At 37.0% G+C, this 17396-nt stretch carries 12 protein-coding genes; 3 read left to right on the forward strand and 9 right to left on the reverse strand.

The window, feature by feature from the left end; all coding sequences use genetic code 11:
- Position 1 precedes the first annotated feature (1 nt).
- Positions 2–616 carry a hypothetical protein gene (locus tag BWI92_RS16780; protein ID WP_095164565.1) on the forward strand — a complete coding sequence of 205 codons (615 nt, stop codon included), beginning with the start codon at positions 2–4 and terminating at the stop codon, positions 614–616.
- A 68-nt stretch (positions 617–684) separates the two neighbouring features.
- On the opposite strand, the gene BWI92_RS16785 is transcribed toward BWI92_RS16780, so the two are convergent.
- Both BWI92_RS16785 and BWI92_RS16790 read right to left on the reverse strand, forming a co-directional pair.
- Positions 685–2214, reverse strand: coding sequence for a subtype B tannase (locus BWI92_RS16785; protein WP_095164567.1), 1530 nt, complete (start codon positions 2212–2214; stop codon positions 685–687).
- A 665-nt stretch (positions 2215–2879) separates the two neighbouring features.
- Positions 2880–3245 carry a helix-turn-helix domain-containing protein gene (locus BWI92_RS16790; protein WP_095164569.1) on the reverse strand — a complete coding sequence of 122 codons (366 nt, stop codon included), beginning with the start codon at positions 3243–3245 and terminating at the stop codon, positions 2880–2882.
- A gap of 87 nt (positions 3246–3332) precedes the next feature.
- Between BWI92_RS16790 and BWI92_RS16795 the strand changes: the two genes are divergently transcribed.
- Complete coding sequence (locus BWI92_RS16795; RefSeq protein WP_095164571.1) at positions 3333–3845, forward strand: polyketide cyclase; 513 nt, start codon at positions 3333–3335, stop codon at positions 3843–3845.
- 205 nt (positions 3846–4050) lie between these two features.
- On the opposite strand, the gene BWI92_RS16800 is transcribed toward BWI92_RS16795, so the two are convergent.
- The 4 genes from BWI92_RS16800 to BWI92_RS16815 all read right to left on the reverse strand — a co-directional run bounded on the left by BWI92_RS16800 (position 4051) and on the right by BWI92_RS16815 (position 7788).
- Complete coding sequence (locus tag BWI92_RS16800) at positions 4051–4638, reverse strand: 5'-methylthioadenosine/S-adenosylhomocysteine nucleosidase (RefSeq protein ID WP_095164573.1); 588 nt, start codon at positions 4636–4638, stop codon at positions 4051–4053.
- 61 nt (positions 4639–4699) lie between these two features.
- Positions 4700–5254, reverse strand: a complete 555-nt coding sequence (locus BWI92_RS16805; RefSeq protein WP_095164575.1) for a thioredoxin family protein — start codon at positions 5252–5254, stop codon at positions 4700–4702.
- Between the two features lie 397 nt (positions 5255–5651).
- Positions 5652–6848: an esterase gene (locus BWI92_RS16810; RefSeq protein WP_095164577.1), complete on the reverse strand. Its 1197-nt coding sequence runs from the start codon at positions 6846–6848 to the stop codon at positions 5652–5654.
- A gap of 94 nt (positions 6849–6942) precedes the next feature.
- The gene (locus BWI92_RS16815; protein ID WP_095164578.1) at positions 6943–7788 is read right to left on the reverse strand and encodes an SMP-30/gluconolactonase/LRE family protein; all 846 of its coding nucleotides are present in this window, start codon (positions 7786–7788) and stop codon (positions 6943–6945) included.
- A gap of 212 nt (positions 7789–8000) precedes the next feature.
- Between BWI92_RS16815 and BWI92_RS16820 the strand changes: the two genes are divergently transcribed.
- Complete coding sequence (locus BWI92_RS16820) at positions 8001–8765, forward strand: hypothetical protein (RefSeq protein WP_095164579.1); 765 nt, start codon at positions 8001–8003, stop codon at positions 8763–8765.
- A gap of 73 nt (positions 8766–8838) precedes the next feature.
- On the opposite strand, the gene BWI92_RS16825 is transcribed toward BWI92_RS16820, so the two are convergent.
- From BWI92_RS16825 to BWI92_RS16835, 3 genes are all read right to left on the reverse strand, one after another.
- On the reverse strand, positions 8839–9513 hold the full coding sequence (locus BWI92_RS16825; RefSeq protein ID WP_095164580.1) for an NAD-dependent epimerase/dehydratase family protein: 675 nt from the start codon (positions 9511–9513) through the stop codon (positions 8839–8841).
- 159 nt (positions 9514–9672) lie between these two features.
- The gene (locus BWI92_RS16830) at positions 9673–12210 is read right to left on the reverse strand and encodes a TonB-dependent receptor (protein WP_229363223.1); all 2538 of its coding nucleotides are present in this window, start codon (positions 12208–12210) and stop codon (positions 9673–9675) included.
- Between the two features lie 357 nt (positions 12211–12567).
- Positions 12568–16857: a T9SS type A sorting domain-containing protein gene (locus BWI92_RS16835; protein WP_095164581.1), complete on the reverse strand. Its 4290-nt coding sequence runs from the start codon at positions 16855–16857 to the stop codon at positions 12568–12570.
- Between the last annotated feature and the right edge of the window lie 539 nt (positions 16858–17396).

Genomic DNA, 17396 nt, shown 5'->3' on the forward strand with positions numbered 1-17396 from the left:
TATGAAAAACCTTAAACTACATCTTACCCTTTCTATTCTTCTAATCTCCATTGCACAAAGTATCATGGCGCAAACATCCTCTTATCAGCCTGATTCAATTCAATGGAAAAAAATAAATAAATGGGTTAAAAGAGCTCAAGATAAATATCCTTCTGAAATAGATTGTCAGACTGCTTCAATTTTCACAAACTTATTTTGGGGTGATCGACGTGTATCGGAGTCTGTATCGAATGGAATGAAGAGTACTTTTAAGCGAACTTTCATGAAAAGTGTACATTCTTTTCAGGGCACTTTCTCATTTTTAATCTCTTTTGACGAAAAAAGCAATGTAAAGACCATAGCTTTTTCTGAAAATGTCCCTTCAGAATTCATTTTGGTAGTACAAAACAATTTCAATCAAACCATTGAGGATATTTCCCGAATAGATCGTTTGAAAGGAACGCTTAACAACAAAAAAATACTTCTTATGCTTCATCTATCATGGATGTTCAACTATAATCCTAACACCATGACCTACTTTGATGATGGTACAAAATCCATAAAATTTAAAGAAGAAAGCACTGGGAAAGGTGAAATATTATTCGCTGAATCAAATTTTATGTCTCGACAATTTTAGCCATTTTTTTAAAACCTCCCGATGGAGCAATATCAATTCATCAGGAGGTTTCAAACACTTTGTCTTTCTTATTTACAAAGCCCATCTATCCAAGCAAATAATTCATCAAGATCATAATCGCCGCTATGGGGTTTGTCCCACGGAAATTCCAAATTAGCATCAATACCCTTGTTTTGTAATGCCGTAGTCAATATCACAGAGATAGCGAGCGATGTATCTTTGTCTTTGGAGCCGTGTCTGATACGCCAGTGTTTGGCATTTGTGGTATTTTTTTGACCTAAATAATACATGGGGTTCATCATTTTCACGAATACCTCATCTACTCTCGAAGCCTCACCGATGGCGTTTTTTTGACCAAACTCTGTAAAATGCTGCTTATCAATCGTAGCCGAACCAAATAGCATATTCTCGCCTGTTGAAAGGTCTAGAGCATCAAAGGCTGGAGGAGTTTTCATGCGCTCCATATAGCTAACATACGCACCAAAATCTAAGCCTGTAACTTGATTGCCACTAACTTTCAAGAACGCATAGCTTGACATATCTTTTCCAGCATCCAAGGCTTTTTGTGCCGAAGCGATTACATAATTAATCACTAAATCTTTAAAACTCCCATTTCCGTCTGCATCCAAAGTTAAAGATTTCCCCTTGCTATCCTTGAGGTTTAGGCTGTTTATATAAGTAGGAAAAAGCGTTTTCAACTGTCCCGATATCTTTATTTGCTCTTCACTCAACACAGATGGTGCATCGCTATTTTTCGCCTGCATGGGTCCACCCCTTTTGTAGGTATTGTAGCCATTAAACTGCCATTCATACGCCATATCAGCATGGTCCAAGTTGGTAATTGGACAATAGGCAGAAACAGCAAAGACATCGTCTGTTCCATTGGCTGCCCCTATTGCTTTTAAGCAAGGCTCATAGTCTGGATTATTGCCCGTTGCCCCAACTAAAGTCGACATAGCACCGCCTGCACTTGTGCCATTCGAAATGATTTTATTGGCATCGCCGGGCATCAGTTTATCATTAAATTTCAAGTAGCGTACCGCAGCTTTTAAATCTACAATACCCGCTGGTGCTTTACCTGTGTATTCGCCATTACTTGCTTTCAAAGTACGTCCCCTTGCTCCTGCCGAAGCCACTACATAGCCTTTGGCTAAGGCAGCAACTACCGTTGAATGTTTTGCTTGTGGCATGGCTGGTGCCCCATCAGGTCTTCTCTCGCCCATGGGTGTCATTCCATTCATTGGCGGGCGATTACCTCCCATTGGCATTTCTTTGAGGGTTGCAGGTTGTGCGGGCATATATCCACCTACTTTGTTGGGAAAAAAAATGGGAGCTGTTTCAGCTGCGTAGCCATTTATTTTTTTCCCTGAAAAGTACTCTTCCGGAATATAGATATTCATTTTTTGGTATACTGTATCTACAGGATTCGCAACATAAATGATATTTTCATAGGCTCTTACCTTAAAGGTTTTTTCGCCAAAAGTAAGTGTTTGAGTAACATACTTTTGCGCTTGAAAACTTAGGTCTTTCTTGAGAAATGTAAATGAACAAAGTGCCAAACCGACAATGATGCAAAAATTGATAAGATGGGTTTTCATTTTTTATGAGTTTAATAAAAAATTTAAAATGAATTTAGAATAAGTAGGAAAACGTTATTAGTTAACAGTATATTGGTTATTTGAGGACATATATATTCAAAAGATTACAGTAAAATTTTGCCTCATATATACTATTAAATTAATCTTTTATTTTACTTATCACTTAAAATACTTTCGAGTAAGCATGAGGTCTACATAAGTACGATTCTCAATGAAAATATATTTAAGCTTTTCTTGAATCAATAATACGGATTCGCCTAATGTTTTATTGAAAATTTAAACTGCAAAGGAAGTGAAGCGGAAAAAAAGGGAGTTGAAACGCACCATTTAAGAGTATGTGGTTTAGACAACAGGCACAAGGAAAATAGTTTTAAAATGTTTTTAAAAACCCAAGACATACTTTTGTACAAAGCTCATGGCTAAAAGCCATATACTAAATATCTACCTAATACTGGATACAACGAAAAAATTGAATTCGGGTCTTTTTCAATATATTTAGTAAAAACAGTTTTAAAGTCTTAAAAATGAGTTCATACACTAAGTCGTGAATTAGTTAATCCAAAATTGTCCATCAATCAGAATGAGGGCAATTTTGAACCAAGTGCTTATTGCATAGAGTTTAGAGCATATCTCAATCAAAAGTAATTTCGTGTTAATGGATAAAACTATACAAATATCCCCTGATTAAGCACCACCGTATTGCCCCATTCGGTAATTGCTTTTAACAAAGGGATAAGGGATTTACCCAAAGTCGTTAGCTCATATGTTACTCTGATAGGCGGTTTGTCGCCATATACAGTTCTTGTTACTAAGCCATCTTTTTCTAGTTGCTTTAATTGTAAACTAATGGTCATTTCTGTAACAGTCGGAATCGCTTTGCATAATTCATTGAAACGCAGACTCCCTTCTATCAAGTGATAGAGAATGACTGCCTTCCATTTCCCTCCTATTAAATCCATTGTTAAACTAACCGTACAAGGATATTCCTTTCCGTTGAGTGCAACAGTATCGCTTTTACATTCTGTATTCATATTCTTTAGACTATCTATTTTGATAGTTATTTCAAATTAAATATACTAAACTTAGTTTTGCAACTATAATTTTAATAGTATAAAAAAATGCAAAATTCAATCATCTGGCCAGAGGGCTATTTACCCGGAACAACAGACAATTTTTGTTCTAACGAAGTAATTGTATCAGGATTAAAAACCAGCGATATTTGGCCTCTATTAGCTAATCCTTTCGAGTGGCCAAAATACTATCGTAACTCATCTGACATTGAGTTACTTAATGCAGAATACAAGCAATTAACCGCAGATATCCGTTTTCGTTTTAAGACATTTGGTTTTCCGATTGAGGCACAAGTGACCGAATTTGTTCCTCCTGTGGAAGGAGAGCCAGCAAGATTAGCATGGCATGGTTGGGCTGAGGGTGATGCAGAAACAAGATTGGACGTGATTCATGCTTGGCTCATCGAGGACTTAGAAGGAGGAAGAGTAAGAATTTTAACGCAAGAGACACAAATTGGAAATCCCGCGAAAGAATTAGCAAAAACAAAGCCCAACCCGATGATAAACGGTCATCAAGATTGGCTTGAAGGATTAGTAGACTATGCTAAACAGCTGATTTAGTTACTGTTAATAATATAAAACTGATTCCTCCAAAATTATTTGGCATTACAAATTTCAAATATTGTAGTGCCAGATAATTTTGAAGCAGTATATCCAAGCTATATCTTATGCCCGACTATTAAAGTGTGTAAAGTTAATTCTGAGGCAAAGATTAAGCTTCAAATTAGGTTATGGTGCAGTCCGAAATAAAGCTTTTGTGAAAGGCTTATTTCAAAATCTTCAACAATTTACCATACGCCACTGCTGCTTTATGAACTTGTTCTGTCCAGTCCTCGGCAGCGTTATCGTCGGCGCCATCAGAAATGTATTTTAGACACAAAAACGGGATATTTTCTTTTTGGGCAATCAGCGCTAATGCATAGGCTTCCATATCTACGACATTATAAATGGTTTCGGAATGTCCCATTTCAAAGCTATCTCCTGTACCACAGATTCCTAATTTGAGTCCTTCCATCTCCAGACCATATTCCAATAATGGAGGTACGCCCGAAAGCGGTGTTTCGTACAATTGAAATCCTAAACCACGCACATCCATATCTCTTTGCACAAATTTGGTACAGCAGATTACTTCACCTTTGGCAAAATAGTTGCTACCTGCCGTTCCAAGATTGACAATCAGCGCAGGCTTTTGTTGGTGAATTACTTTGGTTAGTTCGTAAGCCGCATTTACTTTTCCAATACCTGTAAATACCACGTTTTGTCCTTCAAAAACATCCGCAGCTTCCGACTCGAGTGCAAATGAAAAAAGGGTATTCTCTATTGGATAAGTTGTTTCAGAATTAATATTTATCATGATAGTCTATTTAAACAATCTCATACAGTCTATGAGATTTTAAAATTACGAAAAGAAAAGCTTATCCAATCAACTGTGCCAATTCCTTACAAATTTCCTCTCCTTTATCGTCGTTGTACCAGTTTTGTAATTTGATTTTAATGGTTTCAAAATCCGCTTTTGCCTCGTGTAATTCTTCCATCAACTGATGTGCACCCTCAGGACGAGGTCCCCACACGAAAAGATCTTTCCCCTCTTCGTTTCTTGCTATCAATTTGGGAATACTTTTGCTCTTTCCGTTGGTCAGATATTGCTCAATCAGAAATGGTTCGCTATCTCTTAGTTGAATTTCATAAGATAACAAGGGATTTTGTTCAGTGATTTTAATCAAAAACGGCACAATATGCGCTGCATCACCACACCAAGGTTCGGTAATGATAATCCAATGCTGTGGCGACGTAATTTCTTGAAGTTTGCTCAAAATAGCATCTGACAATACCAAATGCTTATCCCAACGTTTCATACGAGACTGGTTAAGCTTAGTGTAGTTCAGATAATCGGGTTTATCGTAAGGGGCAGCAGGTGTTTCGGCTGATAAAATCTCTTCGAATAGGGTTTTATATGCTAGGTAGTTCATGATATTTTTGGCAATAATATGTTTGTTTGTAGATATTACAGATTTTGGGTAAAAAAGAGTTCCCTACTCTGTACTTTCAGTTGCTCATTTCGTATCCAACCCATTTAAGATAATTTCATTTTAATGTTTCCTTTTTACTCAAATTTATATTCCTCCTCCTCTCAAACTCACTCGGACCAATTCCTCGATATTTCTTAAATATCCTATTCAAATGGCTAGCGCCATCATAAGAGTATTTCCTTCAGAAGAAAAGATGAAATTGCCACGAAGGCATTAAATAATGTAAATACTATTCGTGAATAAATCCATTACGATTAGGGTTCGACTTAAGTCGCACCCTAATCGTAATGGCTAGAAACGCAAAGCATAACATCTCTAAGGAAAACTCATTTAGGAATTATTTAAACAATCTTGGCGCAAATTCAGCAAGATAGATTCTCCAGTTTTTCCAAATATGCCCCTCTCCTGTTTCAAGATATTCATATTTTAAGCCTAGTCCATCTAGCTTTTTCTTAAAATCAATATTGGCTTGATACAGAAAATCGTCCTTGCCTATTGCAATCCAATAAAGTTTCAACCCGTTGTTTTTCTGAGCTTTTAGTGTTTCATCTATATTGCTATAAACCTTACCTGTGGCATCTTCGCGAGGCATAATAGCTGCCGAAAATAAGCCCACATAATCGAAGGTATTAGGGTAATATCGACTAATGTGCATCGTATGAAAACCTCCCATCGACAAACCTGCAATCGCACGATTTTCTTTGTTGTTTTTTACTCGAAAAGTCTTTTCTACATAACTGACAATATCCATAAAGTTAGCTTCATAAACCCCATTCATTGATTGTGGTAATAAAAATTGTGGCTTATAAAAACCATCTTTTCCATAACCATAGCCAGCATCTTGTACTACATTCCCGTTTGGCATCACAACAATCATAGGTTTAGCTTTGCCTTGTGCTATTAAATTATCCAAAATTTGAATAGCTCTTCCGTGAGCCGCCCAAGATTCCTCGTCGCCACCAGCTCCGTGCAAAAGATACAAAACTGGGTATTTTTCATTTGACTGCTCATAACCTGCTGGCGTATAAATAGTCAATCTTCTATTCATTTTCAATCCAGCAGATGGATACCAATTATGTGTCACTGTTCCGTGTGGGACATCGTTAGTTTTGTACAAATCTGCTCTGCCTTTATCGACGATAAAGATATTAGTCATCGAGGCCGAATTTCGTAGTGCGTAGGGACTGTTTGGGTCGTTGGTTTTGATACCATCCACGATAAATGAATAGCTATATAATTCAGAATCTAAAGGCTTGGATGTGTAGGTCCAAAGTCCGTTTTTATCTTTTGTCAAATTGATTGTTCCAGGACCATCAACCAAACCAAATCGACTCATAACTTTTACTGGTGGTAAAAAATCTGAGGTTACTTGCACGGTATCAGCTTTGGGTGCGTAAAAACGAAAAGTGACAGTTCTATCAGCGTTAACTTCAGGCGAAATAATGTTTTCCAGCTCTTTGGGTACTTCTTGCGCCACCGCAACATGAACAACCAATAGAATGATTGAACAGAGATATAAGAGTTGTTTTTTCATGATAAATAGTTGGATAGTTTGAATTAATCAAAATGTTTTGGGGTTTGAATACTGTTGCTGGCGAGAGGTTTGTCGGAGAAAACTCCGACAAAGGCTAATTGACTTTATAGGCTATCACTTTATTTTTCCAGAAAGTTGGTACCAATAAAGTTTTTTGACTAGGGATATATTCAATATCTGCAGTATTCATTTTGGCATCTACGGTATCCAATAACAATTGCGTTTTGCCTTCTGGGTTGATATGCCAAATCTTGCCTCTCCATTCGGTGGCAAAATAGCCTTTTTGTCCATCCGACAAAATACCGTCCAATCCTCCCATACCTTCTGCGATTGTGGCATATAGTTGCGTTTTTAAATCGAGCGCTAAGATTTTACCATCTCCGTTACCAATAATCAATTTATCATTTTCAAAAAATACGCCATTAGGTGTTTTTAAAGGTGCCCCTTCCGCTACTTTTACGAGCTGTCCTTTTTCCAACTTCCAAAGTCTATCCGAACGCATATCGGTAAAATACACGATTTTGTTTTTCTTATCAACGCTCACACCATTCAAAAAAGTCGCATTCGGAACTTCATACTTATGGAGTACTTGTCCTGTTTTGGCATCAATTTCCACCAATTTAAAAATCTCAGCTACATAAATCTTTCCATCCAAGACATCCAATCCTTTCACTGCATGAAGATTTTCTGTTACTTTTAACTGGGTAATTTTACCGTTTAAATCTAATTTCGAGATAAAGCTTTTTTCATTGGTTGCCGTTGGTGCTCCATTGATACAAGCTACATATAATGCTTTTGATTTGGTGTCAAAAACGACTGATTCAGGTGTTGAAATAAGGGTATCTGTCTCCCAAATTTTAGTCAGTGTTTTTTGAGAATATGATTTTGAAACCAAACCAGCTGATAATAGGATTGATAAGAGGATTGCCGACTTTTTCATAAATGATTTTAGAATTTTTATAATTGTTTAAATGAATTAATTCAAACTTAGAGACATTTTATCAGTAATTTCAAGTCCCAAACGAAAAAATTGTAATTTCGAGCTTTTGACCTATATAACAGAAACCCTGTATAATTTTGACAGTCTATCCTTATATCCTGTAAAACTAAAATAGGCCCGATTTTTACTGTTTTTATTCAAAATATTCAACTATGGCAATCACTAAAAAAGTAAGTGTACACTATCCTAATGCCAAAAGTGGCGATGATATTACTGAAAGCTATTTGACTTTGCTGGAAAAAGAATACAATTCAGACTTGAAAAAAATGCTTTTTGCCACGTCTGTTTGTTCTGATGACGTCAATGTATCGACAGACTTTCGTCGCGTATTATCACGACCGTTCACGATGGGTGGTTTGGGAGGTTTGCCTTACTCTGGCTTTACAGGCATGGTGGCTTTTTCGCACCATATTCCTGATGGCGGTGATGCCTTTATTTTTTATGGTCCACATATTGGAATCACCGACGAGGGCGAATTAGGACGAATGCGTCGTATTGGACAAAAACGTTTGACCAATAGCTGTGGCGCTTTGATGTTAGCGCTCGAACGTTTCCAGAGTGACGATGATGTAGATACGTATGTGCCACAAAGTGTACATTATGATTATCAGCAGATTCAATTGGAACAAACTTTAATGCCATTTAAGAACAAAATTCTTACCGCCGAAAACCCTAAAAAAGCTATTACGGATTATACCTACACAGCCATAGACAAGCAAATAAAAAAGCTGGTAAGTATGAGCTTAAATGAATTTCATTGTGAGCGTATTTTCTTGCTGGGGGGAGTCATAATCAACACCAGTGAAGAATATAATGACTATGTAGATATTCGTAATTTTGATGTAATCGAAACCAAAAGTCTCGAACCTTTCAAACCAAAGTCGATTTTGGAATTGGATGCCTTTAAGAATTTGTAAGAATATATTCTATAAAAATCCCTGTACAGATGATGTATCCTTACAGGGATTTTTTATTTTCGGAAAACTGCATTTACTTTAATTCCGATAGTTTCTTTATATCACTCGCCTCCAATATTGTTTTTGAGTAACCTGTTAGAGCGCTGTTAATCATGGCAATAGCAAAATCTGATAGCCTTAATATAGCATTCGGAAAAAGTGGACGCAATAATACTAAGAGCCATTTAAGATATTTCACTGACTGATAAGTTTGGGTTGGTTTTACCGCTAGATATGGAATCAAAGCGCCTGGTCGGAAGTTGTAGACGTGGCTAAAGCCTAATTTCTGCAAATCATTCTCGGTTTTGCCTTTTACCCTTGCCCACATAGTTTTTCCTGTCTCTGAACTATCTGTTCCAGCACCAGAAATATAACAAAAGGTCATATCAGGATTATTCGTCACCAGTGCTTTGGCAAAATCCATAGTCAGTGTGTATGTCATTCGGGTAAAAGTTGCTTCATCCATCCCCATTGAAGAAACTCCAATGCAAAAAAAGCAAGCATGATAATTGGGTAAAATATCCTTTATGGAAGAGAGTTGTGACAAGTCCGACACGACTACTTCTAAAAGCTTGGGATGCTGAACTCCCGAAACTCTACGATTGAGCACCAATATATGTTCCACCTGAGGATGCTGTAGACATTGATCTAATACTGCTTCCCCAATCATTCCTGTGGATCCAGTAATGATAACGTTGATTTTTTTCATATGCTGATTTGTTAAGGATAAACCCATTTCTACTGGCAGAAAGTTATTTCAATAATAGTTAAATATACGTTTCTAACAAAATGAAAAAACAAATCTTCAAATTTAAAATCAAGTGGCAATCATTATCTCTGATGCTCCTTACCATTCAGACATACATTTCTATAATTTCAGTGTAGCGCTCAGATAATAAAAACCACCAACACTTGGACCTGCTAAAAAGTTGTAATAATATTGATTGAGCAAATTGGTTGCACCTAATTTTAATTCAATGGGTTGACTTTCAAATTCATAGCCTACCTGCCCGTCGAGTGTACTGTAGGCAGGAACTGTACCTGTTGCCAATGATGATTGCCAAACAAAGGCATCTTGCCATTTATAATTCAATGCCATTCCCCAGCCATTGCCGAGATTGCGATTCGAAAGACCTATATTCAAAATCCATTGAGGTGTATTGAAGGCCTCCTCCAAACCGTCATTGGTTTCTTTCCTGTCCAGTTTGGCATAAGATACATTACTATTAATCACAAAGCTTTTGTAAAACTGGTAGCGTACGCCAACACTGGCACCATAATTATATACCTTACTTTTAGAGTTAGTCCACAAACGATAACGGTCTTGCTTGGTTCGGTCGTTGAGATAATAGGCCAAAGAATCACCATTCGTAAAGCCCGATTTTATGGTAGATACTTCTACCTGCGCCATGAAATTTTGATAAACATTGTAATAAAAATCTGCATCAATAAAGAGTTTTTTATCCAATAATTGACCCTTATATCCTATTTCAAAACTATTGACTCTTTCGGGTTTGAGATAGGTGTAATCATTTTTTTGCACTAGCCCTTTATTCTTTTCAACGGCCTGCCCCACTGTTAATCCCTTCGTGTTGACATCGCTCGTTACAGCCACTTGGAAAGCATCTATGGAGGTTTTATAATAGGAATTTTCGAAAATACCTTTTGACATCACTGGCAAACCACCCACTCGCTTGACCCCTCCGCTATTGACATTTGAAAAGGCTTCAAACAAACTTGGGAAGCGATATCCATTTTGAAATGAAACACGAAAATTTTGGTCGTCTGTTGGCGAAAATACCATCGCTACTCTTGGGTTCCATTGCCAATCAAAATATTGATTTTTATCAGCACGAATACTTAGATTAACCTGTAATTTGTTATCAAACAATGACTTAGTAATCTGCGTAAAAGCGCCATATTTATAGTAAGTCAAATCTTTCCCAGGCTCTACAGGATTAATAAAATAGTTACCATCAGGATATACCTGATACATGCGATAATCAAAACCAGACAAGATATTGATTCCGTATTTTTCTTTCCACGAAGCTAAAGCTTCCTCTGTCAGGTTATACTGTCCTTCAGCATGATACATCCATGACTTAACACGCAAGGCAGCGCCAACATCCCAGTTATTGATGTCGCCTAATTTTTTAATCAAGACTTCAAACTCAGCCGTGTGCGGTTGTGGGCGACCTCCATCGGCTTTTATCCTTGCGTCTTTCAATGCTTGAGTGGCAGTGATACCTGCTTGAGTACTTGCCAAAAATGCCGCACTAAAATCCTTAAACCATTGCGTATCTGTCTTAAAACTGCGGTCGATATTTTCGGCCATCGAACGAATATTATAAGAATCTCCCGTGTTTTCGGTTGTCATATATCCACGAAGAATCAGAGACTTATTTTCGTAAGTCAGAATATGTTGAGATACCCAATAGTGATCTAACCTAAAGCGATTGGTACGTTGATAGATATTATTGAGATACCCCATTCTAAAGGTATAATTCAATTCAGAATTGGCGCTCGGTTTGAAAGCAAATGTCAAATCTGCCTTGAGATTTTGGATAGAAAAATCAGCAATATCCTTTTCGGTGTAACCTGTACGGGCAACAGAATAGCGCTTGCCACCGAGTGTTAAAGTTTGGCGGTTAGACGATTCGTTACCGTAAGCATTAATGCCATCGTAAGCAGGATTGTCTAAGCCAAATAAGCCAAGCGAAGTATTACCATTGGGATTCAAATCTTGGTTGTTATCCGAAATCCAATCGTATCCTTTCAAGTAATTGAGATTTAGCTTTATCGCCCATTGATTATTCCAAGCTTTTGCCCAACGCAGGGAGGTTTCTGTAAAAAGTTGGGCAGAAGCATTGGCATCGCCCAAATGATTGACCCCAGTTTTTTGTTGAAAAGAAAAACCTTGATGCTCAAAAGGATTTTTAGATAAAATATGTACCATACCATTCAAGGCGTTCATCCCATACAAAGCCGAAGCCGTACCTGGAATAAGCTCGACACGGTCGATGTCCAAATCGGTAGGTGCTAAAGCACTACCAATAGGCGCACCAATATGAGGCGCTTGGTTGTCGGCACCGTCTACCAGTTGCACAAATCGCACATTGGTCGGGTTGGCAAAACCACGCGTATTGTACACCTTAAATCCGAAACTAGAGGTAAGTAATTGTACACCCTTCAGATTTTCGATTGCTTCAAAATAGCTTGGTGCAGGCGATAATTTTATCGCACGAGCATCCAACAACTCAATGCTCACTGGCGATTTCATGATAGACATCGGCAAACGAGAGGCTGTTACTACCACTTCCGAAAGATGTGTGGTGGTATCTTTTGTGGTTTGAGAAAATGTTTGATAAAAGCATAGTAAACTAATTATGGTAATCAGTTGTTTCAAATCGTTATAGTTTTGAAAATATTTCGATGAAAATTTTGTCCCTAATACCTGTATGGCAGGCACTATTTTAACGTCTTGATGATTCTTGCAGAAACTCTTTTTTCAAAAGTGATTGACTAATCAAAAGCAAAAACGTTATATTTTTAAGAAAATAGCGATGTATCAAAAAAGAGCCTTTGTCAAAGGCTACTTTTTTACAAATATAAAGTACAATTGTATTTTATCAAGGTAAAAAATAAATGTTCAACTGAATTTCATTACCCTACATTTTCGGAAAGAGTCTATTTATTTTCACTAAAAACAATAGACATTTAAACAAAAAAATCCCGATTACTCTTCGTAATCGGGATGTAATATTTAGAATTTCAAGACTTTAAAAGTTCCAGATTTATTTCCGTTGGAAACTTTGAGATGATACACTCCATTTCCAAAACTTTGAAGGCTGATTTGATTTTTACCCGCATGAAGCTCGGTATCAAATACCGACTGTCCCATCATATCAAAAATTTCAGCTTTAACATTTGGTTCATCACTTGTGATAGTGATAAAATCACTAGTAGGATTTGGTCCTACCAAAACGCCTAGAGATTGTAGGTCATCAATCCCTGTGATTACTGCAAGTTTAGCAATATTTTTAGCACCAACAGTTCCTAAACCACATTCACCATTCGCTACTTCAAATATTTGATACGAAGTACCTGCAGTAGCATTAACAGAGGCCACAAATGGTAAAGTATTGACGGTATATACTTTAGCTGTTGTCCATGTTTCGCCAAGACGCACATAGAACGGTGTTTTACCCGATAAGTTTACTTTCAGATTAACTGGCTTGTCGGTTGTGAAGTAATATTGCGTGGTGTCAAACTCTGCTTTGATGATCGAGCTTAGCGTCAAAGGCATCGTTGTTGAACTACTAGCAGTATTAGCTTCCGAACTTATAATCTTAACATGATAGTCACTTCCCGCTGGCAAATCAAATGGTACTGAAAAACTTAGCGTATTTGGCGTTGAAGAAACGATATCTGAGCTAATGGTTTTAAAATTTTGTCCATTTTTATCAGAAATTTGAACATCAAATTTGGCATTTGCTCCAAATGTTCCCTTGGTGTTATATGAAATCACATAATTCCCGCCTGCGCAAACTTTTGAAATTACTTGCTTATTCACTAAGATATTGTTGGTTTCAATCGTCTTATCCGAACTTGCATTCAACGTAATAGTGGCTGAACCACTCACAACCCCTACACCACATTGGTTACTTACTTTGGTCACTGTAAAGCTTTTCGTTCCTGTTACAGTTACAGGAATCGCTCCAGGTGATATAGCTGAGTATTGAACTGTTCCTTTCGTGCCATCATTCAATTCGTAGCTAACCGTTTGCAAATAAGCATCGTTGATAGAAGCTACTTGTGGCTTGATGTACAGGTAAGCCGTTTGAGACGCATTCAAAGTTGCAGTACCTGTTAAAACTAACGCAGGTGTAGATGACAAATTTATTGATGTAGCGGTATTAGTAGCAACGACTATTCCATTTTGAGCCGTCAAAACTAAGCTATAGCGACCAGCATCCACACTTTTGGGAATCGTTACCATTTGAGGTCCCGTCTTGGTCGTTTCAAAGATAATCTGTTGTAAAGCACCACTGTTCATGATAAGTGAATATTTATTGCTCACATTTTCACTGCCTTGTGCATTAATATTTACTAAAAACGAATCGCCATTACAAGCATTAATTGATGTATTGGCCAATGAAGTACTCCAAGTAATTTTAGGATTTACCGTCACATTCAAGGTTAATCCATTATCGCTTGTTCCACACTCATTATATAAACTATTGAGTTTGTAAGTACCCGAACGAACAGGAGTAAATGTTTTATAATATTGAAACTCCAAAATACTTGTGTAATAATTGTTATTATCAACCCAGAAACCATCAAAAGGAGTAGCATTAGGATTATCCACTTTCAATTGGATACTTTCACCATAATTAAGATTAAAGTCTGTTTTACCTGTACTCGTGGTTATCTTGAAATTAGGCACTCTATTATAGACAATAACATCGTTGTCTGTCATTATCAAGGTATCTTGTTCTTGCACTAACCTAATAAAGTTCGATCCGTTCGGGGTAGTTGTAGGTAGCACTACACTAAACTGTGATTCTGAAATTCCTGTTTTAACAACAGTACGGTTTAAGAAACTGATACTTGAGGACATTTCTAAGCGATAAGTTTTAGGCTCATCTTTGAATGTTGGCGTATAATTAACTACATAATAGTTTAATGAAATACTTTGCCCTTCACACACTCTTTGAGCTTGAACTTCTGAACTTTTATTAAAAAATACTTTTTGAGTAATTACCTTCAAGTTGTAAGTCAAACTCGGTGTGATTTCTCCACAAGTATTAGAAATCGACTTTACTCGATAAGTAGTAGTGGTATTACCTGCCAAGGTCAATGTAATATTAGATGATCCATAAAACTTAGTATTATCGGCAAAAGTAACCACCGAATTAAGTGGAGAAGAGGTAAGTAAATTGAAAGTAGCTTGCCCTGGCGATGACAAGGTATAATTGACTACGCTATTGCCACTGTACTGTGGCTTTTTACCAATTTTAACTCTTAATTTATCACCAATTATAGTAGATGAACTTGAACTCACCTGCAAAACCAGTATGCTAGGCAAACTTGCATCGTCTGGCACAGTCCATTGTAATTGGTTGTTTACAAACTCACCCACAGAGGATTTTACGACTACGCCTGCTTCATTCAGATAATTTAGATAAAATTTAGTATCTGTTGGAATACTTACACTACTGCCGATATTCAATGTATAGCTTGAACCTACACATAATTCTGCCTCGTTTTTAAATGGCGCCGATAATGTAATTACTGACGGACTAGCAACTGTGATATTTAACGTATTTGAACCTATATTTGAAATACCGCAACTATTTGAAATACTTGTAATACTGAAAGCTGTATTCTTGTTGATATACGTTTGTCCAAAAATTTGCCCTCCCAATAATTCAGACGGCGAAAACTGTGTTTCTCCTTGCGAAGTTGTAAGGTTATATGGACCGCCACCTTTTACATTTACCACATAACTAAAGCTTCCTTGTACAGCCAACGTAGTAGCGATATTTGATGGACTTATTGTACTAACTGAAGGAATTGTGCGTAAAATGGCAGCTCTTTCCAAAAAAGTTTTAGTTGGTAAACTACTCGTAAAAAGTGCTAAAGCAAACACTTGTGCATCTGCCGAAATAGTTTTTGGCAACATAAATAATGCTACACCCGTACTGAGGACTTTTCCTGATAGAATTAAATCGTTTGATGAAACCACATCTCCTAAACGAAGATGGGCACTTATCTCTGAATTCACACTAAGGCTAGTAGAACTTGTAAAGTTTACGACCAACGAATCACCAGGACAGTAGGCCGTTTTTGTCGTTTTATCTGCCATCAAACTTGCATTGGCAGTCACAGCGTATTGTCCTGTACCAACTCCTGTACCACAGGAATTTGAAAAACTACTTACTTTGAACGTCTCTGAACCAGTAACTTTTTTATTGTATTGAGCCGTTGATGTAAAAGAATTTACTACAACTTTATTACCATCAGACATGGTAATCGTCATGGGAAAAGCACCTTTGACATTCATTGTCATAAAAGCAGACTCTCCCACGTTTAAAGTCTTGCTACCAGACACTAACTCCACAGAAGATTCGTCACGTATCAATACTGAGTTTACAGTCATTGATGAAGTTTCTGGGCTTGTAGCATATATTCTTGCAGAATAATATTTCTCTACCACAATATCGTCTGGCAGTTTGGCTGAAACAGTATTATCTTTCAAGGTTGCTTCCAACTGGTAGGATTTCGTTTCGTTGAGTTTGAGCTCAATATAAAACTTATTGTTATTTTGCCAAGTACCGAAGGAATTTACACTAAATGAAATATTACCACCTTTACAAAAAGTCTTTGGTCCAAAACCAGCGTACTCCAAAATATTTGGTGTACTTACAATATCAACGCTTCCTGTAATTTTGCCAACACCACAAGCATTTTGTACCGACTTAAATGAAAACGCACCCGTCTTTTGTGGATGCATATAGGCAACATATGCTCCAGGATTTCTCACACTCGTCATTTCAAAAATCTCATTTTCCGAACTCACAAAAGTCATCGGTAAAGGTAAATATGGGCGTCCTTCGATTGAGATACTGGCTGCTGCTCCTTGTAGGGTGTATATCTTTGCTGAACTTACAGTCAACACTGGCAAAATGCCAATATTATAGTTTGAAGTACTAGAAGAATTAACTGCTGGAGAACTTGAAATAATGCGAATTTGGTAAACTGGTGTAAAAGGGCCAGCTAAATTATCCTCAATTGAAGCAGGAACTTTACCCACCAAAAACCCTGAAGAATCTTTGGTTTCCAAGTTTATTGATGTGTTAGAAACAAGCTGAATAGTAAACTTATTATCTGCGTTGAAAGCTCCGTTTGTATGGTAAGCAAGTACGACATTCTTGCCTGCACATAGATACTCCTTGGATGGCTCAATAACAGCATCTAAGCTTACACTTTGTGTCCATGCTGTGAGAGAAAGCAAGCAACAAAGCATTACCGAAAGTAGATGTTTAAACATAAGATTGAGTTTGTAGTAAATGTGAAATTAGAACAGTTAAATTGAGAGGAAAGCGTGTAGTAAAACCTCTAAAATAAGCCATGAATAAGGCGAAATAGTCGGAGAAATAGGTTTGAACAACATTCGTTTGCTGTATTTTAAAGGTGTGCAAAAATTACAGAAAGACTTTCCACTTTTAATAAACTTAGAGATATTTAAGTAATCGTGCAGAATAAGATTTAAGTTATGTGTTTTAGGGATAAGGCAACAGGCACAGAGTGTTAAAATGTTTTAATGATCACGGACATGCATTTTTCCCATAGCCCACCGCCGAAAGCCGATACCTGAAAGCTCAAAGCACAATCTTAAACTTTATTTTGCTTACTAACTTAAGTGATCGTGCAGAATAAGATTTAATCAAATGAATATGTAAGATATTGATAATTAAGATTTTACATTCATAACTCACAATTCAGCACTAATACTTAATACAAAATAAATGAAAATTATCGAAACCCAAAAAATCAATGATTAAATAGAAATCTGTTTATGACTTCTGG

It is taken from the genome of Flectobacillus sp. BAB-3569 (genome assembly GCF_002270355.1).
Lineage (GTDB): Bacteria > Bacteroidota > Bacteroidia > Cytophagales > Spirosomataceae > Flectobacillus > Flectobacillus roseus.